The sequence below is a fragment of the Bacillus sp. 0909A genome (genome assembly GCF_036765115.1).
GTDB classification, from domain to species: domain Bacteria; phylum Bacillota; class Bacilli; order Bacillales; family Bacillaceae; genus Bacillus; species Bacillus mojavensis.
This window is the reverse complement of the sequence record NZ_JBAIZU010000002.1, coordinates 891,975-910,625: the sequence shown is the minus strand read 5'-3', so window position 1 is coordinate 910,625 and position 18,651 is coordinate 891,975. Positions and strand designations below refer to the sequence as shown.

At 42.0% G+C, this 18,651-nt stretch carries 15 protein-coding genes and 2 pseudogenes; 12 read left to right on the top strand and 5 right to left on the bottom strand.

Annotated features, from left to right (window positions below):
• Nucleotides 1–80: 80 nt before the first annotated feature.
• A complete protein-coding gene (gene cspB, locus V6D42_RS09985; RefSeq protein WP_010333511.1) occupies nucleotides 81–284 on the bottom strand; it encodes a cold shock-like protein CspB in 204 nt (67 codons plus the stop codon).
• A 445-nt stretch (nucleotides 285–729) separates the two neighbouring features.
• Between cspB and V6D42_RS09980 the strand changes: the two genes are divergently transcribed.
• The gene (locus V6D42_RS09980) at nucleotides 730–1,560 is read left to right on the top strand and encodes a MetQ/NlpA family ABC transporter substrate-binding protein (protein WP_333513102.1); all 831 of its coding nucleotides are present in this window, start codon (nucleotides 730–732) and stop codon (nucleotides 1,558–1,560) included.
• 2 nt (nucleotides 1,561–1,562) lie between these two features.
• Here V6D42_RS09980 and V6D42_RS09975 read toward each other — a convergent pair whose 3' ends face one another.
• On the bottom strand, nucleotides 1,563–2,642 hold the full coding sequence (locus tag V6D42_RS09975) for a diguanylate cyclase (protein ID WP_333513101.1): 1,080 nt from the start codon (nucleotides 2,640–2,642) through the stop codon (nucleotides 1,563–1,565).
• Nucleotides 2,643–2,813: 171 nt separating this feature from the next.
• Here V6D42_RS09975 and V6D42_RS09970 point away from each other — a divergent pair, with 171 nt between their 5' ends.
• From V6D42_RS09970 to V6D42_RS09960, 3 genes and pseudogenes are all read left to right on the top strand, one after another.
• A complete protein-coding gene (locus tag V6D42_RS09970; RefSeq protein ID WP_333513100.1) occupies nucleotides 2,814–4,205 on the top strand; it encodes an L-cystine transporter in 1,392 nt (463 codons plus the stop codon).
• A 364-nt stretch (nucleotides 4,206–4,569) separates the two neighbouring features.
• On the top strand, nucleotides 4,570–5,163 hold the full coding sequence (locus tag V6D42_RS09965) for a TetR/AcrR family transcriptional regulator (protein ID WP_244956497.1): 594 nt from the start codon (nucleotides 4,570–4,572) through the stop codon (nucleotides 5,161–5,163).
• A 153-nt stretch (nucleotides 5,164–5,316) separates the two neighbouring features.
• Nucleotides 5,317–6,837, top strand: a pseudogene (locus V6D42_RS09960) (FAD-dependent oxidoreductase).
• A 229-nt stretch (nucleotides 6,838–7,066) separates the two neighbouring features.
• Here the strand turns inward: V6D42_RS09960 and V6D42_RS09955 are convergent.
• Nucleotides 7,067–7,498 carry a hypothetical protein gene (locus tag V6D42_RS09955; RefSeq protein ID WP_333513099.1) on the bottom strand — a complete coding sequence of 144 codons (432 nt, stop codon included), beginning with the start codon at nucleotides 7,496–7,498 and terminating at the stop codon, nucleotides 7,067–7,069.
• Nucleotides 7,499–7,652: 154 nt separating this feature from the next.
• On the opposite strand from V6D42_RS09955, the gene V6D42_RS09950 reads away from it, so the two are divergent.
• Nucleotides 7,653–8,222 (top strand): YhcN/YlaJ family sporulation lipoprotein, encoded by a 570-nt coding sequence (locus V6D42_RS09950; protein ID WP_333513098.1) that lies wholly within the window; start codon nucleotides 7,653–7,655, stop codon nucleotides 8,220–8,222.
• Between the two features lie 122 nt (nucleotides 8,223–8,344).
• Nucleotides 8,345–9,317 (top strand): annotated as a pseudogene (locus tag V6D42_RS09945) (hypothetical protein); the annotation flags it as partial.
• Here V6D42_RS09945 and V6D42_RS09940 read toward each other — a convergent pair.
• Complete coding sequence (locus V6D42_RS09940; protein WP_229147607.1) at nucleotides 9,243–9,899, bottom strand: spore coat protein; 657 nt, start codon at nucleotides 9,897–9,899, stop codon at nucleotides 9,243–9,245. The pseudogene V6D42_RS09945 and the gene V6D42_RS09940 sit on opposite strands and share 75 nt — an antisense overlap.
• 144 nt (nucleotides 9,900–10,043) lie before the next feature.
• Here V6D42_RS09940 and V6D42_RS09935 point away from each other — a divergent pair, with 144 nt between their 5' ends.
• Both V6D42_RS09935 and srtA read left to right on the top strand, forming a co-directional pair.
• A complete protein-coding gene (locus tag V6D42_RS09935) occupies nucleotides 10,044–13,601 on the top strand; it encodes a 5'-nucleotidase C-terminal domain-containing protein (RefSeq protein WP_442893207.1) in 3,558 nt (1,185 codons plus the stop codon).
• A complete protein-coding gene (gene srtA, locus V6D42_RS09930; protein WP_333513097.1) occupies nucleotides 13,598–14,194 on the top strand; it encodes a sortase SrtA in 597 nt (198 codons plus the stop codon). Before V6D42_RS09935 ends, srtA begins: the two co-directional genes overlap by 4 nt.
• Nucleotides 14,195–14,226: 32 nt before the next feature.
• Here the strand turns inward: srtA and V6D42_RS09925 are convergent, their stop codons facing one another.
• A complete protein-coding gene (locus tag V6D42_RS09925) occupies nucleotides 14,227–15,135 on the bottom strand; it encodes an RluA family pseudouridine synthase (protein WP_333513096.1) in 909 nt (302 codons plus the stop codon).
• A gap of 111 nt (nucleotides 15,136–15,246) precedes the next feature.
• Between V6D42_RS09925 and V6D42_RS09920 the strand changes: the two genes are divergently transcribed.
• The 4 genes from V6D42_RS09920 to V6D42_RS09905 all read left to right on the top strand — a co-directional run bounded on the left by V6D42_RS09920 (nucleotide 15,247) and on the right by V6D42_RS09905 (nucleotide 18,544).
• Nucleotides 15,247–15,642 (top strand): YhcU family protein, encoded by a 396-nt coding sequence (locus tag V6D42_RS09920; protein ID WP_286058825.1) that lies wholly within the window; start codon nucleotides 15,247–15,249, stop codon nucleotides 15,640–15,642.
• Between the two features lie 137 nt (nucleotides 15,643–15,779).
• The gene (locus tag V6D42_RS09915) at nucleotides 15,780–16,202 is read left to right on the top strand and encodes a CBS domain-containing protein (protein WP_010333523.1); all 423 of its coding nucleotides are present in this window, start codon (nucleotides 15,780–15,782) and stop codon (nucleotides 16,200–16,202) included.
• Nucleotides 16,203–16,324: 122 nt separating this feature from the next.
• Nucleotides 16,325–16,987: an HAD family hydrolase gene (locus V6D42_RS09910; RefSeq protein WP_010333524.1), complete on the top strand. Its 663-nt coding sequence runs from the start codon at nucleotides 16,325–16,327 to the stop codon at nucleotides 16,985–16,987.
• A gap of 15 nt (nucleotides 16,988–17,002) precedes the next feature.
• Nucleotides 17,003–18,544, top strand: coding sequence for a bifunctional GNAT family N-acetyltransferase/carbon-nitrogen hydrolase family protein (locus tag V6D42_RS09905; RefSeq protein WP_333513095.1), 1,542 nt, complete (start codon nucleotides 17,003–17,005; stop codon nucleotides 18,542–18,544).
• Nucleotides 18,545–18,651 lie beyond the last annotated feature (107 nt).

The window sequence follows — 18,651 nt, the reverse complement described above, 5'->3', positions numbered from 1 at the left end:
GTTTTGCATAAGCAAAACAGCTTTTCCTTTAAAATAAGAACTGCAGGCTTGCACCTGCAGTTCTTATTATCAATTTATGCTTACGCTTCTTTAGTAACGTTAGCAGCTTGTGGTCCACGGTTTCCTTCAACGATTTCGAAAGAAACTGATTGGCCTTCTTCTAAAGTTTTGAAGCCTTCGCCTTGAATAGCAGAGAAATGAACGAATACATCGTCTTGACCTTCTACTTCGATGAATCCGAAACCTTTTTCAGAGTTGAACCATTTTACTTTACCTTCTAACATGAAATTTCCTCCTAAAGCGATCATAACGCTTAAATTCACTATTCTTGCTCTAAAACAAACTTCCAAGACGAAAACTCTTACAAAACTTTCTTCTTAAAGATAGTTCGAACAAAAATAATTACCTTTACTCTACCAGTAATTTCGAGAAAAAACAACTGTTAAACGAAACTTTTTTCGGAAAATAACATATTATTTTTCATTTTGATATTTATTTGCCGAAATGTATCTGTTTTTTCGATACGTGATCATATGTTTGCAGGACTTTTTCTTTTGTATCTCTTTACGGAAAGGTAGGGGTAATAGTAATTGACAACCCTATCTGATATGAGTAAGGTAAAGTTAACCAATGTTACAAATGACAACGTTTATCAACTAAGAGCGTCTGATTTTTATGTCTGATATTGCTTGCATGCTCTAATAAGATAGATAGGAGTATGGTGTCACAATGAAAAAGTGGCTTGTATGCAGTTTTGTTCTTGTTCTTTTCGTTTCATTTACTGCATGCTCACGGTCAGCAGAACATGAAACGATAAAAATAGGAATTGCTGAGTCGGATGAAGCGATATGGAACTATATCGTAAAAAAGGCTGAAGCGGAAGGGCTTGATATTCAGCTGATTCTATTCTCTGATTATGCAGAATCAGATATAGCGCTGGCAAACAAAGAGATTGATGCCAATGCTATTCAATCCATTTCATATTTTCAGTCGTTCTCAAAGAAATACAAACATAAACTGGCACCGCTTGGCACGACATACATAGCGCCTATGGGCATTTATTCAAAACGATATCGGCAAATCAAAGATATACCGCGCGGTGCTGTTGTTGCTGTCCCGGATGAAGCTCTCGATTTTGGGCGAGCCCTTACACTCCTGCAGGAAGCGGGACTGCTTACTTTGAAGAACGGTTTTAATGGAACCGGTTCAATTGATGTGATAAAAGATAATCCGAAACACTTGAAATTGAAAACCGTACGCCAACAGGATGTAATGAGCGGAGCTGATGTGTTTGTGATGAAAACAGCCGCCGCAAAAAAAGCGGGGCTGAACCCGCAGAAGCATACATTAAAGGGCGGCAGGCAAACCGTGAAGGAAGATATGAATGTAATTGTTGTCAGGGCTGAGGACAGAGATCGCGAAACATTGCAAACCATCCTTGAACTCTATCAATCAGATGATACAGCGGCATTTATTGAACAAGAGTATCAAGGGATGGTTGTTCCGGCTTTTTTGCCTTTACATCGTCTTTCAGATTTGAAGAATGAATTCAAAAAATGAATTCATTCTTTTTTTATGGTAAACCATACTTTGTTTCGGCCGTTTTCTTTCGCTTTATACAGCATTTGATCAGCAAGAACAGGCAATGTTTCCGGCTTATCTGTGTTTCGGGGGTAATGGGCTACTCCCAGTGAGGCCGTAACGGCAAGCTTTTCTCCGTTTGTTAATACAATCGGTGTATTACTGATCGAGTGCCTGATCCGTTCTGCGATTTGGACTGCTTTCTCGGGCGTGCAATTTGGCAAGAGGACGGCAAATTCCTCGCCGCCGATACGTGCGGCAGGATCAGTGTTGCGGATATTTTGTTTTAGTCGGGATCCCAGCTCTTTTAGAACCTGATCCCCCTCATGATGGCCGTATTGATCGTTAATGGTTTTAAAGTGATCGATATCCATATAAATAAGCGAAAATTGTAAAGATGGAGTGTGTGCAGCCTGTTGATACAGGTCTTGTGTGATTTCTTCAAACTTTCTGCGGTTATAAATACCTGTCAAAAAGTCATAGTGCGCCTGGAACTTATATTGTTTAAATAAAAGGTGTGCATTGGTTTCATGCTCGATAATATATAGGCTGAGCATGCCGCCGATAATTGAAATCAGCCAAAAGTAAAAGTGAAGCTTAAGTGAATGGATATCAACAAATACATAGAAGAAAAAGGAGATGAACCCATTTGAAATGATTAAAAGTAATAGTACGTGTTTCAGCTGAACTTCTTCTCTCCTTGATGCAATAAGTGACAGCACAGCAGCGATACAAATTGTAATCATGGAATACAGCGCTGATTCATTCAAGCTGATCAGCATGCGGCCTGTTGCGATTATCATCAGGGCTGTCGCCGTAGACACCCAGCCTCCATAAAGAGCGGCGATCATAATAGGGATATTTCTAAAATCTATGATTGAATGGTGATACGTCAAACCAAAATTCATAAGAATAACCCCGAGGAGACCGCAAGCAGCTCCTTTTACTAGCTGAAAGGAAAGGCGGTCTTTTTTATGTATTAACCTTTCTTTAAACAGGTGGGTGAACAGATAATTAAATGTGATTAAAATAGTCAAGTTTACGAACAGTTCTTTCAGCAATATTATCACCCTTTTATAAGTTACTAAAGAAAGGGGGGAATGAAAAGAACAAAAACGGTATTCATTGGTTTTTTTTATCCAAATATTGATGCAGGAATAATTCTTACTTGAACTATCGGAATTTGTGTAATATAGTATATAAGAAAAATTTGAAGGGAGAGTTTGCCTCAATTGGAGACTTTGCTAGTCATTTTGCATGTATTTATTTTACTTTTACTCATTATTGGGCTCTTTGCCATGCAGAAGAAACATGTTTCTTTTTCAAAACGTGTGTTTACTGCGCTGGGGCTGGGAATCGTTTTTGGGTTTGCGCTTCAGCTGATATACGGTCCGACTTCAAACATTGTGGTTCAAACAGCCGACTGGTTTAATATTGCCGGGGGCGGTTATGTCAAATTGCTTCAGATGATTGTCATGCCGCTTGTTTTTATTTCCATTCTAGGCGCTTTTACAAAGATGAAGCTGACAAAGAATCTCGGGAAAATCAGCGGTTTGATTATCGGGATTTTGGTTGCGACTACGGCTGTAGCCGCGGCGGTTGGTATTGTGTCCGCCCTTTCCTTTGATCTTCAGGCGATCCAGGTTGACCAAGGAAGTACAGAGCTTTCTCGGGGACAGGAGCTTGAACAGAAATCAGAGGAGATGACAGCGAAAACACTGCCGCAGCAAATGATTGAACTGCTTCCTGGAAACCCGTTTTTGGATTTTACAGGGGCTAGACCGACATCAACGATTGGAGTCGTTATTTTTGCCGCTTTTCTAGGCATTGCATTTCTAGGTGTGAGACGGAAACAGCCTGAACAGGCAGAAACGTTCAAAAAATTGATTGATGCTGTTTACGCCATTGTCATGCGGGTTGTTACTCTCATCTTGAGACTGACGCCTTACGGTGTGCTGGCCATTATGACAAAAACGATTGCGACAAGTGATATTGACAGCATTTTGAAACTTGGTATGTTTGTCATTGCTTCATATGCCGCGTTGATTGTAATGTTTATCATCCACTTGCTTCTGTTGACGATCAGCGGATTAAATCCGGTTGTTTATTTGAAAAAAGCGCTGCCTGTACTCGTGTTTGCATTTACGTCACGATCAAGCGCAGGCGCTTTGCCGCTGAACATTAGAACACAAAGGAGCTTGGGGGTGCCGGAAGGAATTGCGAACTTCGCCGGCTCGTTCGGGCTATCTATCGGCCAAAATGGCTGTGCCGGCATTTATCCGGCTATGCTGGCAATGATGATTGCTCCGACAATCGGCCAAAATCCGTTTGATCCGGCGTTTATCATCTCAGTTATCGCGGTTGTTGCCATCAGCTCGTTTGGTGTCGCCGGGGTTGGCGGCGGAGCTACATTTGCAGCGCTGCTCGTTTTATCAGCGTTAAATATGCCTGTCGCGCTCGCCGGTTTATTAATTTCTATCGAACCGTTGATTGACATGGGACGTACTGCGCTGAATGTCAGCGGAAGTATGACATCAGGCCTGATTACCAGCAAAGTCACGAAGGAAATAGATTCTGGTGTATTCCAAGATCGATCAAATGTGATCGAAGCGGAAGAAGCCTAGACATAGTAAAACGTGTAATCCGTCAGAGGATTAATTTCAATAAAAGACCCATGAACCTTGTAATATCAGGGTTTCATGGGTTCTTTTTTTATGATTTGCTTTTACTCCTTTTTACTCCACTTACTAAACGTTACTGAAATAGAGACTGAAAGCTGCCTTATTAAAAGGGTATTCGGATTATGGAGTGCAAATCTTGTTTTAGTTGAGCATGCTTTTTTATTAACATGATTCGGGATAATGAAGTTGAAACTGAATCTGTAGTAATTAATTGAGTATTGGGTGGAATGAGTAAACTTGACAACAAACAATCAATAAAATAAACTAAGTAAGCACTTAATAAATAGGTGGAAGTTAGAGATGGGTGATGAAACTGAAACAATCCGAGAGATCAGCACAACGCAAGGAAAAATTAATTGATACAGCTTTGGAGCTATTTTCTTCGAGAGGGTATAATGGAACAACGGTAAAAGAAATTGCCAAGGAAGCTGGTGTAACAGACGGGCTTATATATCACTACTTCTCATCTAAAGAAGAACTATTACATGCGATTTTGGCAAAACATAATTTTTTGGAGGATGTGCAACGTATCCTATATTTCCATGATGAGCTCCCCGTCGACGAGACGCTCCATAGACTGGGGGAAAGATTATTTGAACTGATGGTTAACAAATCATCATTTATTATTATGGTTTTTGGCGAGTCTCAAAGAAATCAAATAATGGCGGAGAAATTGAAGGGACTGATTGACAAAGGAGTTGCTACCCTTGGTAATTTCTTAGAAAAGAGGGCTGACTACGGAGAAATTAAGAGTCTAGATTATACATCGTTAGCCAGGCATTTTATAGGGTCATTATTTATTTACTTTATGACTTATGGAAAATCGTGTACAGAGAAAGATCATAAGATATATTTAAAAACTCTAATTCAAGCATTATGTGAAGGTATCATAAAAAAATGATACTTTTTCTTTCACCAATAAATTTAGTAAGCGCTTAGTAAGTTTTTGGGGCCGATGTGAAAAGCTCGAATTTGTAACCGTATAAACAATCAAAAAGGGTAAAGTATTAAGGCTAGATTAAATACGATAAAGTTGAATTTAAAGGAGTAGCAAATGAATTCTTTTTATAAAGGTGTTCTTATCGTAGGTGGAGGACCTGTAGGCTTGGCTCTTTCTCTTGTATTGTCAAAGTATAAAGTTTCTTCGCTTATTCTTGAGGCAAGAGAAGATTCAACGTCAAAGGATGAATCAAGAGCTATTACTTGAATGCCGCGTGGAATTGAATTTCTAAAATCACTGGGGATATTTAACCAATTTTACGAAAAAGGAGTACTCCGGGTTTTACATCAATTTGAAAATCAACATGGCAAACTTCTTAGATGGTCCTTTAATACATTAGAGTCGCCCTATCGATACTCTCTTCAATTACCCCAGCGCGATACGGAGGAAATACTTGAAGACGCTGCTAGAAAAACAGGAATTGTAGAAATCCGCAGGGGCCATAAGGTAGTGGAAGTTACTCAAACAAAAGACAAAGTTATTGTTATAGTACATAGTAAAGATGGGCAGTATGAATTGTCCGCCCCTTGGGGTGTTGGATGTGATGGAGCTAACAGTATCACTAGGACTAGGTTGAGGATAAATAAAACTTGGAGAGACTATGGAATGGATTCGGCTGTTGCAGATTTTGATATGGAATGTAATCTTCCTAAAGATATTTCAAATATTATCCTGGATTCTTACAGACCTTATGGATTTTTTTATTTTGCACCAGGGAAATGGCGTTTCATTTATCGTATAAACAAAGGAGAAAGTCGGGAAAAAGCTATAAGTTCGGACTTTGTAAGTAAGTTACTAAAAGAACGGCTACCGGATGCAGAAGTCCGCCGGATGCTTTGGGCGAGTGCTTTTCGTTTAGGACAAGGGCAAAGCCAAACTTATAGAAAAGGGAGATGGCTTTTGGCTGGAGATGCTGCTCATACGATGGGACCTTCGGCTGGTGCTGGGATGATGGTAGGAGTACTGGGTGCCTGGCGTCTGGGATGGAGACTTGCGCTTTCAATGAAACAGCATAAAAATTTTAGTGCTTTTTTGGATGACTATTCTAAAGAACAAAGAGTGGGAGCGGACGAGATACAAAAAAACAACGCATTGATATTCCGGAATATGGCGATTACGAATCCACTTCTTGCTGGAGGACGTTCGCTTTTGCTAAAAACAATTTCTAATATATCCTTCATTGGGGAGAAAGCAATGGAAAAGGAGGCCTTGCTAGGTCAAATACTGCCTGTTGATTATTCAATTGATCGGGTTAGACCACAAGGAAGCATTCTCTTAAAAACATGTGGAAAATGGGTAACAGGCAAAAGGGTTCCCTATATCTATGAAGAAAAGAGTTTTCATCCTATAGAACAATTAGGTCTGAAACATACCTTAATTTCTATTGGTCAATATCAACCTGAAGAGGAGTGGAGATTGTTTACTGATATTTCTAAAGGTATTGATTTCCCGGTTCATAAAGATTTGCTAATTCCAAGTGAAAACTCTAAATATCGAAAGGGTTCTAAAGATTTTATATTTGCACTCGTAAGACCGGACCAACATATAGTTTCTATCTATAAAATAAAATCATAAGTGCTTGAAGTCGGAACAATTAGGTTCTAGCTAAAGATCGCTTCGGATAGAGTTGCAGCATAAAAAAAATCCTTCAAACGTTCATCATTGAACGCAAGAAGGATTTTTTATGCTCACCAATTGTACTTCTAAAGATACGAAAAGAATATAAAATACAAGAAAATCAAAAGCAAAAAACACCTTAAAAGCCAAGAAAATTAACTATTTGCGTCAGAGATTACACGTTTTTTTAACGGCCGGGTTCTAAGTCTTCCAGCATTTCCATTACAGTGTTGTCATCCATTACATTCATTGCGCTTTGATCGAAATGGATTGGCTCTGCATATTGCTGCTGTCTATTTCTGGTTGTTGTGTCCGTTTGACGATTTTGCTTAGACTGAGACTGATGCTGTTGAGGCTGGCTTTGCTGCTGGCCTGCATGCTGACGGCCAGTTTGCTGACGATTTTGAGATTGATCTTGATTATTTCCGCCAAACGCCTGTTTCATCATATCTCCAACATTAGGAAGATCAAACGACTTATTTTGACCATTCCTGTTGTTCATTTGGCCTGTAATAAACCCGCTGATTTTTTGCCGGATCTGTGGTGATAAAGCTGCAACCAGCATAGTTGAACCGATAACTAAGGCTGTCGGACTGATTCCTTTTCGTTGTTTGAACAACGTGATCCCTCCTTTATAAGTGTATTGATATTTTCCCCGCTCATTAGACAAATTAACCGTTTTATTTCCCGGGAAAGCATTTCCGATATTTTTTCATGCATATTTAGAGCCAATTAGAAAAACCTATAAGTAAAGTGATAAAGGAGGAATTCACATGCTTGGAAAAAAACAAGTCCTTGCGTCCATGCTTCTGATCCCTTTGCTTATGACTGGCTGTGGTATGGCCAATCAGGGTGAGGGCAGACGTGATAATGCAGAGCCTGAAAATGTTAACTACCGCAATCCGGGAAATGATAACGGTACAAGAAATATCAACAATGCAAATGATAACCGTGACAACGTCGACAATAATATGACGAATAATGGTGATAACAATAACGGTAATGATAACCGTCAGTTGGAAGTTGCTGATGATGCTGCCGATAAAATTACCAAAATGAAAGAAGTGAAACACGCAAATGTAATTGTTGCCGGAAATCAAGCGTATGTTGCGGTTGTATTAACAAATGGAAAAGAAGAAGTTGGGAAAGATCTGAAAAAGAAGATTTCCGATAAAGTAAAAGATACTGATAAGAACATGGACAACGTGTATGTTTCTGCAAATCCAGACTTTGTTGATCGAATGCAGGGGTATGGCAAACGAATCCAAAATGGTGATCCGATTGCAGGATTCTTTGATGAATTTAGTCAAACCGTGCAACGTGTATTTCCGCAAGCTGAATAAAGGATAAAAAGCCGCATAACTTGTGCGGCTTTTTTCTCTGCAGAAATGACACGCTGTGAACTAAGGCTGCATAGAGTAAAAATAAAAAGGTACAAGACGGACCGGCTCAGGGAGGGAGACGTTTGCAGGGTGGCATAGGAAAGCGTGCGGCATCCGCTCTATTCCTGTGCGGAGTCCTTGTGATGTTGGCCATAAGCTCGGCCATCGTATCAAGCACGATGTATATTCTGTCTTTGCCAGGGCAGGCATCTGGGATAACGAAAGAACAAGTGACGAAGCACATGAAGAAAGAGTCATTTAAACAGGCCGATGTTTATTACACTTCTAAGGAAAAATCCTTACTGCCATTAACGAAAGAAACGCTTGAATATGCGGTGAGTATTAATCAGGTCATGCTTGAATATTCGAATCAGAAGCCTATTGATATCATTTTTTTTCCTACTGAAAAACAGATGGAGGCTTATTCCGGTTTAATAGATGTTGTCGGCTTTTATTCTGAGCGGGAGCAGCTGATCGGATTATTGCCTGAAGAGAAAAAGCAGCTTTTAGAAGGTGATGAGGTAGCGGTTTATCTGTATCAGAGATTATTGATTCATGAGTACACACACCATGCGTTTCATCAGAAATTACGGGAGTTCGAAGCAGATCCTGATGAGTTCCCTTTATGGTTCCATGAAGGATTAAGCGAGTGGATCGCGAACTATGAATTGCTCATAGATCCGATCACGTTTACTGTCGTGCCGTTTGACCGTTTGCAGACAGATCAGGACTGGCAGGAAGCTCGATCGGAATATGAAACCGATGTTTATTTGCAAAGTTTTTATATGGTCAATGAGCTGACGGAAACATACGGGAAAGACATTATTTTGGAGATTATTAAGGAAACAGCGAAAAAAGGGGATTTTAAAAAAGGGTTTAAAGCGGCGACACAGGATAGTCTTGATCAATTTGAAGAAGATTTCACCAGATCGTTTGAAGAAAATGCGGCATTGGATAGAACCTATCCAATGCCTTTTTTAATTAATGAAGTCCTTGCTGGCCCATACCGCCTTGAGTCGCTTGAGTCGGAGGCATTTGTCCTTGTGCAGGGGCAAAGGAATTTCTCAGTTGTTCCATATCCTGCGCGTCAAGCTGCGGAACTTGGTAGTAACCATGTTTGTTTTGGTAAAGGAAAATTTCAAAAGCCATTTCGACATACTGCTGAATTTGCGCAGACAGTACACGTCTGACGGCCGGATTTGTCATTTCTAGAGAAGCCATCGTCAGCATAGATGCCTGTGCCTTAACAGCGCAAAGCATTTGGCGGCTGATGATGCTGTCATCAATATCATTCATGGATTGAACAGGTTTCTTAGGCTGTGCCGGCTGCATGCCGTAAACAGTCTGGTTGTCTTCCTTCATCATATAAGTTGCCGTTTTTTGTGAAGGCTCGCTTCCTGTTTTGAAGCACTCTGCTGTTAAGTTATATTGAGATGTAATGAATTGATATTGGCGGTCAAGGATGTTTAATAATTCCTGATCCTTACAGAATTGTCTCAGCATCATAAACTGATCAAGCACAGTAAGCGTTCCGGAAAGCACCTCGTGCATATCAAACATTTCATGTCCGCCGTGATTCTGATGCGGTTTACCTGGTATCCCTTTGTTCTGTGATTGCTGCTGAAATTGCTGATCCAAACCGAATTCCTCCTTTTTTTTCAGATCAGCTGTATTTTGTGCCTGTCAGCCGAGTTTTATGCAGCGATTGACAGGAATTATATGCTGATTGTCGAAGTGATTAACAAATAAACGAATCATGCAAGATGTAAGGGAGGAAAACTGATGAGGCGTTTTTTGCATGTTGTTTTGATCATGCTTTTCATTTTCTTGAATGTCATGTCTGCTTATGAAGCTGTAAGGGCAGCTGAGCCGGCAGAAGCAATATCGGTTGAAAAAGCGATACAGCAAAAAGAGGGACAAGCTCTTGTCGAAGGATATACAATCGGCCAAGCCGTTTCATCTCAGCATTACAATCTGACGAGTCCTTTTTCAAATGATTATAACGTTGCTATAGCAGACAGCAAAAACGAGACATCACCCAATCACATTCTTCCCGTGCAAATACCCTCCGCGTTCAGAAGCCAATTCGGACTGCAAACGAACCCGCTGCTTCTTGGAAAAAAGATAGCTGTTCAAGGAGAGCTTGAACATTATTTTAATACGATAGGTCTTAAGAAGGTTCAGTCGATGGTCTTAAAGGATGATGCTGTATCGCCGCCGACAGAACAGCCTATTACAATAAAGGAAGCGCGCGGCAGAATGAATCAGCATGTCACGATTAAAGGTGTTGTTACTGCCGATCAAAACGCAATCGGAGGCGGAAAGCTGTCGACCTTTATGCAGGATGACACAGGCGGCATCAACATTTATTCGGCAGCGCCAGAGAATTTCCCTGAGTTAAAAGAAGGAATGGATATTACGGTAACAGGGAAAATAACGACTTACCAAGGGCTTACTGAAATTGTTCCGGATACATCCGGCATCCGTATTATCCAATCCAATCAGCCTCTCCCTGTCCCTGAACCTTCAACGATCAATGAACTGGTCAATGGCAGCTTGGGTGATCAATATGAAGGGCGTCTTGTGACGGTCAAAGCTTATATTTCTTCCATTCCAAATTCTCAAGCGGGCGGCGGTTACAATGTAACAATGATTGATAACGATCACCACGCAATGACATTACGTGTTATGAATGAGACAGGTATCATTGATGGACTGACTGAGAATAAATGGTATGAAATCACAGGCGTGTTGAGCAGATATCAATCCCTTCAGCTTCTTCCGCGAAAATCAGCAGACATCAAGCCGCTTCAAGAGCAGCCTGCCCCGCCTTCTTCAGAAGGCGAATATGAAACTGTGGTTGATCGCGTTGTAGACGGTGACACCATTCATGTTAAAAAACCGATACTTGGTGCGACAAAAATTCGTTTTGTAAATGTAGACACGCCAGAAACGTACCACACACCAAAAAATGAAGCAGATGAAAATCAATTAAGATTTGGAAAGAAAGCATCTGACTATTTAAAAACTGTTTTGTCTCCAGGAGATCACATTACTGTAAAAGTCGGCAGTGAAGCCAAGGACAGCTATGGCAGACTTCTTGGGCAGGTTGTGACTGAAATAGGGTCAAATGTGAATTTAGAACTCGTGAAAAATGGCTATGCTCCAACATATTTTATTTGGCCTGTTGAAAATGAAGAGGATTATCAGGAATTTCAGGCTGCAGTCGCCAATGCAAAAAAAGAGCAAAAAGGCATTTGGAATGAAGCGGATCCTCTTATGGAAATGCCGTTTGAATTTAGAGCCAGAGAGCAGGGAAAAGGGCTGACAAGGTATGTGGGAGACTCATCAAACAAGACCTATGTTGCGCCAGCAGACTGGAAGCAGGTGGCTGTGGAAAACAGGATATTCTTTGCTTCAGAAGCTGAAGCAGAGAGTGCCGGTTACAAGAAAAAGCAAACCTCTCCCCAAGAAAATATACCGCTTAGGATTTTAAGCATGAACGATTTGCATGGGAAAATCGATCAGCAATACGAGCTTGATCTTGATGGAGACGGCACTCCAGATGGCACATTCGGACGCATGGACTATGCAGCTGCTTATTTGAAAGAGAAAAAGGCAGAAAAGAAAAATACGCTCACTGTGCACGCCGGTGATATGATCGGAGGCAGTTCGCCCGTATCATCCCTTCTTCAAGACGAACCAACTGTTGAACTGATGGAGGATATCGGATTTGATGTTGGAACTGTAGGTAATCATGAGTTCGATGAAGGTACGGATGAACTCATGAGAATGTTAAAAGGGGGAGATCATCCGAAAGGCACTAGCGGCTATGACGGGCAAAACTTTCCCCTCGTGTGCGCCAATTGTAAAATGAAGTCTACCGGAGAACCCTTTTTGCCGGCTTATGACATCATAAATGTAGAGGGCATACCCGTTGCTTTTATTGGAGTTGTTACACAGTCGGCGGCCGGAATGGTAATGCCTGGCGGAATAAAGGATATTGAGTTTACCGATGAAGTAAAAGCAGTAAATGCTGCTGCCGAAAAGCTGAAGAAAAAAGGTATCAGGGCAATTGCGGTGCTCGCCCATATGTCTGCCGAACAAAACGGCAGCACAATAACAGGTGAATCCGCTGACCTTGCAAACAAATCTGATTCTGAGATAGACATCATTTTTGCAGCGCATAATCATAAGGTCGTCAATGGTGAAGTGAACGGCAAGCTGATCGTTCAGGCGTATGAATACGGAAAAGCGATAGGTGTCGTTGATCTGGAAATCAATAAACAAACAAGAGACATCGTCAAAAAGTCGGCTGAAATCGAATACGTCGATCAAAGCAAGAAAAAACCTGATGCCAGCGCCTCAGCTATTTTAAGTAAGTATCAGGCCCTTGCAGAACCGATTATCAGCGAAGTAGTCGGTGAAGCGGCTGTTGATATGGAAGGCGGTTATTCTAATGATGGCGACACGCCTCTTGGGAATTTGATTGCCGATGGCATGAGAGCGGCGATGAAAACTGATTTTGCGCTAATGAATGGCGGCGGGATACGGGAAGGACTGAAGAAAGGCCCGATTACATGGGGGGATCTTTATAACATTCAGCCGTTCGGAAATGTGTTGACGAAGCTTGAGATTAAAGGAAAAGATTTACGGGAGATCATCAATGCGCAAATCTCACCGGTTTTCGGCCCTGACTACAGCATAAGCGGGTTTACGTATACGTGGGATAAAGATACAGGCAAAGCAGTTGAGATAAAGATGGCAGATGGAACCAAAATCCAGCCGGATGCCACATACACATTGACCGTTAATCATTTTATGGCGACGGCGACAGGAGCCAAATACCAGCCAATCGGATTGCTCGGGAAACATCCGGTTACAGGGCCTGAGGATTTAGAAGCGACTGTAGAATATGTAAAAAGCTTTGATAAGCCGATTTCATATACGAAAGAAGGCAGGATTAAACTGGCTGAAGACAGTCATGCTGAAGACCCAGCAGACAGTCCGGGAACAGACGATCCAGTCAAGGTAAATCCGACACCTGGGGAAGAACAGCCTGATCTAAGAGAGACCCCGGGCATTGCTCCGATCCATCAGCTCCCGCCTGCAGTCATTTCGACCTTTGAAGAATTTACAACAAAGACCAATCAGCCTGCTACTGCCGCCGGCCGTTTAAACACACTGCCTTTGCATAAAGAAGGTAAGGAAAGCGGCTCTGATCCTAAGCTCCCGGATACGTCAGCAGGATACTACAACTTTATTGTGATCGGTGCAGCGGTCTCACTGTCTGGAACGTATTTATATATCAGAAGGAAAAGGAGTGCCGCTACAACGTGAAAAAATATATTCCTCTTGTAATCATTGTGATCGGTCTTGCGATCACAGGCTACGGGGGCTTTAAATTGATTGATACCAGCATGAAAACTGAGCAAACATTAAAAGAAGCAAAAAAGGCGGCTGAACAGCCGCCGGCCATTGCAGGCACGAAGAAAAACGCTAATCAAGCCGAAAAAAAATCATCGTTTAAGCCGAAAACCGGTCAAGCGAGCGGCATACTGGAAATCCCGAAAATCAATGCGGAGCTTCCGATCGTGGAAGGAACCGATGCTGATGACTTAGAAAAAGGTGTGGGGCACTATAAGGACAGCTATTATCCGGATGAAAACGGACAAATTGTGCTGTCAGGACATCGTGATACTGTGTTTCGCCGGACAGGAGAGCTTGAAAAAGGTGACCGGCTCAACATCATCCTTTCATATGGTAATTTCACATATGAAATTGAAAAAACAAAAATTGTAGACAAGGATGATACGTCCATTATTACGCTGCAGCACGAAAAGGAAGAGCTTATACTGACCACCTGCTATCCTTTTTCATACGTCGGAAATGCCCCGAAACGTTATATTATTTACGGAAAACGTATTTCATAAAAAAAGCCGCAGGTCAATCTCTGCGGCTTTTTTTATGATAAATAAGTATGGCAAAGACTTTCAATATCAGCTGGAAGCGGTGCCTCGGCAACGACCAGTTCTCCGGTAATCGGATGAACAGCCTGTACCTTTTTGGCATGAAGCGCCTGCCTGTTAAGAAATTGGCTCCCGCCTCCGTAAAGCGTATCGCCCGTTAGCGGATGGCCGATGCTTGCCATATGCACACGGATTTGATGCGTTCTGCCCGTTTCCAGCTCTAATTCAGCAAGCGAGAGCTTTTCTCCCGCATTGACAGTAAGGGTACGGTAATGGGTGACGGCGGCTTGTCCGCCTGGTGAAACCCGCCGTCTTGTCGGGTGTGATCTGTCTCTTCCAATTGGCGAATCAATCTTTCCTTTTTTTGGCTTCAGTTTTCCTTCAACAATTGCGAGATATGTACGCTTCAGCGTCTTTTTCTCTAACTGCTGATCTAAGATGGCATGCGCCAAACGGTGCTTGGCGAATACGACAGCGCCCGATGTATCCTGATCAAGACGGTGGACATGGCGCACTTTGATTGTTTCGCCATTTACTTGAAAGTGGTATGCGACCAAATTGGCGAGCGTGCCGGTTTGACCTTCTTCATTGGGATGAGTGGAAATACCGGCTGGTTTATTGACGATTAACATGTGGCGGTCTTCAAATAAAATATCAAGCTCTCCATACTCAGGTATGACAGAGGATTCTTCGTTTTCCTGAAGATCAATAAATAGGCGGTCACTCTTTTTAACGAGTATGTTGTTTTTGACAGGCTCATGATTGATTTTTATATTGTGATGAGTCATCCATTCTTGGATAACGGGTTTAGAAGCTTTGAGCTCTGTTTTCAGCACGGAAAATAGCCATTGTCCGTCCTGTTTTTCACTGATTATCAGCTCTAGCCCTTTGCCTTTTTCTTTCATGATCAAATGGCTCCTTTTTCGCGTGAAAGGCCGTTGCTTTTCATAGGAAACACTTACCTTAACATTCGCGTTTTTTTCTGTGATATTCTTGAGAAAGACTTTGGATATTCGATGGCAAGAAAGGTGATAGACGTGAGAATTATGAACGCAGCAACTGAAGAACAGGAAAGCTTTATCAAGGAACTGTCAATGGAGCTTTTCCATCATGTATTTCCTCTTTATTTCTCCGAACTGGACATTCAGCGCTTTAAAAAGAAAGGCGTTCTGTCTTTAAATAACCAATATTACCAAGGAACATTAAAAGAAGCTTTTCAAATTATGGCTTGTCTACAAATGATACATATTATCCTGACAAAGCCTTCACCGCACGATGACTTGAGTGATCAAGCCATTTTTAATAAAAACAGCAAGTTGCTGAATGATTGCGGAATATATTTTCCGTTTGCTTTATCTGATTTTCAAACGAAAACAAACAAAGCCTTATCCGGTCACAGAAGACTGATATAATCTCGCAGCAAGAGCTTTTCCGTTTCAAGAAAAGCTCTTTTTGCATCAGAGAAATCATACCACAAAACCTTTCCTGCAACTCCCTTTTTAATCATCCGGTGTCTGAACATACTAATGATTGAAAGGGGTGCTGATCAATGAGTTCAGTTAAACATTCAATGACAACGCAGGTAGCAACCGTTTCTCCGAATCAAACGATTCAGGAAGCGGCTTCTCTAATGAAACAGCATAACGTCGGGGCGATTCCCGTTGTAGAGCAAGGTGTTTTAAAAGGAATGCTGACTGACCGTGACATTGCATTGAGAACCACAGCTCAGGGCCGAGATGGCCAGACACCCGTTTCAGAAGTGATGTCAACAGACCTCGTATCAGGAAATCCTAATATGAGTCTGGAAGACGCGTCGCAGCTGATGGCCCAGCACCAAATCCGCCGCCTTCCTATTGTAGATCAAAACAATCTAGTCGGGATCGTTGCGCTTGGAGACCTGGCTGTCAATCAGATGTCGAACGAGTCTGCTGGAGAAGCGCTGACAAACATTTCTCATCAAAACTTGCATTAATTAGAAAGAGCTTGCAGTGTGCAGGCTCTTTCTTCACATAGACCCTTACTTTTTGAAAGCAGAGACGTTTCGGGGTATAGTGTATACATATGTCTCAATTCGGGCCAAAGGAGTTGTACGCAGTGATAAAAGCGTTAATTTTTGATTTTGACGGGCTTATTCTTGATACAGAAACGCATGAATATGAAGTCCTTCAGGAAATTTTTGAGGAACATGGCTCAGTACTGCCACTATCCGTATGGGGAAAGGTTATCGGAACAGCGGCAGGATTTCGGCCATTTGAATACTTAGAAGAGCAGATAGGCAAAAAGCTGAACCATGAAGAGCTGACAAAACTGAGAAGAGACCGGTTTGCAAAACGCATGGAAACAGAAAAAGCGAGACCAGGTGTTGAAGCGTATCTGAATGCGGCAAAGGATTTAGGCTTAAAAGTAGGTCTGGCATCCAGCTCAGATTATAAATGGGTATCCGGCCATTTGAAGCAACTGGGCCTGTTTGACGAATTCGAAGTGATTCAGACAGCTGATGATGTAGAAGAGGTCAAGCCCAATCCCGAGCTGTATTTGTTAGCGGCAAAGAATCTTGGAGTATCGCCGTCGGAATGTCTCGCATTCGAGGATTCCGTCAATGGTTCGATTGCTGCCAAGCGAGCGGGCATGAAGTGTGTCATCGTTCCGAATCAGGTAACAGGCACCCTGATGTTTGAAGAATATGATCACAGGCTCGAATCAATGGCGGAGATGGAGCTCACCCTATTGCTTGATCATCTGAACGCACAAAAATAGAAAGGAGCGAGTAGATTGTCTGAGAAATTAGATTTGACCCGTTTTGAAAAGAAAATGGTCATCCGTAATATCGAAAAGAAAGATATCGACAACATTATCGATCTTCAGAAGGACTGCTTTCCAGGAATGGAGCCGTGGAAGCGCGAGCATTTAATCAGCCATCTAGAGCATTTTCCGGAAGGGCAGTTTTGTGCAGAATTCGAAGGTGAGATTATTGGTTCGTGCTCAAGCCTCCTGATTAACTTTGATGAATATGATGACCGCCATACGTGGCAGGACATTACAGATGACGGATACATCACCAATCACAATCCGGATGGCTTAAACATGTACGGGATCGAGGTCATGGTGCATCCTGATTACAGACGGATGAAAATCGGCCATCGTTTGTATGAGGCAAGAAAGGATTTGGCAAGACGCTTAAATCTGAAAAGCATCATCATAGGCGGACGGATACCGAACTATCATAAATATGCTGATGAAATGACGGCGAGAGAGTATGTTGAACAGGTAACACGCCATCAAATTTACGATCCGGTTCTTTCTTTTCAGCTGATGAACGGTTTTACCCTGATGCGGATTAACCCGGATTATCTCCCGGATGATACAGCTTCAATCAAATATGCGACGCTGATGGAATGGAATAATGTCGATTATTTGCCGCAGCAGACAAAGCGTTATTATAAATCGGCCTTCCCTGTAAGAATTTGTGTCATCCAATACGAAATGAAAAAAATCTATTCCTTCGAGGAATTTGCAAATCAAGTAGAGTACTATGTCGATGTTGCGTCTGACGCGAGATCCGATTTTGCAGTGTTTCCGGAAATTTTCACAACCCAGCTGATGTCCTTCCTTGAGGAACGTTCACCAAGCTTGGCGGTACAGAGAATTACTGAGTATACTGAGGATTACATCAGTCTGTTTACAGACTTGGCTGTTAAGTATAATGTCAACATCATCGGCGGATCTCATTTCGTAGAAGAGGAAGGGAAAATTTATAATATCGCCTACCTGTTCAGACGCGATGGAACAATTGAGAAGCAATATAAACTGCATATTACGCCGAATGAACGCAAATGGTGGGGAATCAGTGCGGGCGACCAGGTGCGTGTGTTTGATACGGACTGCGGAAAAATTGCGATCCAAATTTGCTATGACATTGAGTTTCCTGAGCTTGCCCGCATTGCGGCCGATAAAGGCGCCAAAATTATTTTTACGCCATTTTGTACGGAAGACCGTCAAGGCTACTTGCGTGTCAGATACTGTTCACAGGCAAGAGCGGTCGAAAATCAAATTTATACCGTCATTTCCGGAACGGTTGGAAACCTGCCGCAAACGGAAAATATGGATATCCAATATGCTCAGTCAGGCATCTTTGCTCCTTCTGATTTTGAATTTGCAAGAGACGGCATCGTTGGGGAAACCAACCCGAATATTGAAATGGTCGTCATTGGCGATGTTGACTTAGAAATTCTCAGAAGACAGCGCCAAAACGGAACGGTGCGCCAGCTCAAAGACAGACGCCGTGATATATATCACATACACTATAAGAAATAATGAGAAGGCCCGCCTGAATTGGCGGGCTTTTTTAAAAAAAAGCGGAATTGAAACGCTGCCGCGCTTTCTCTACAATAGAAATAAATATGTGTACATCGGAAAAGAAG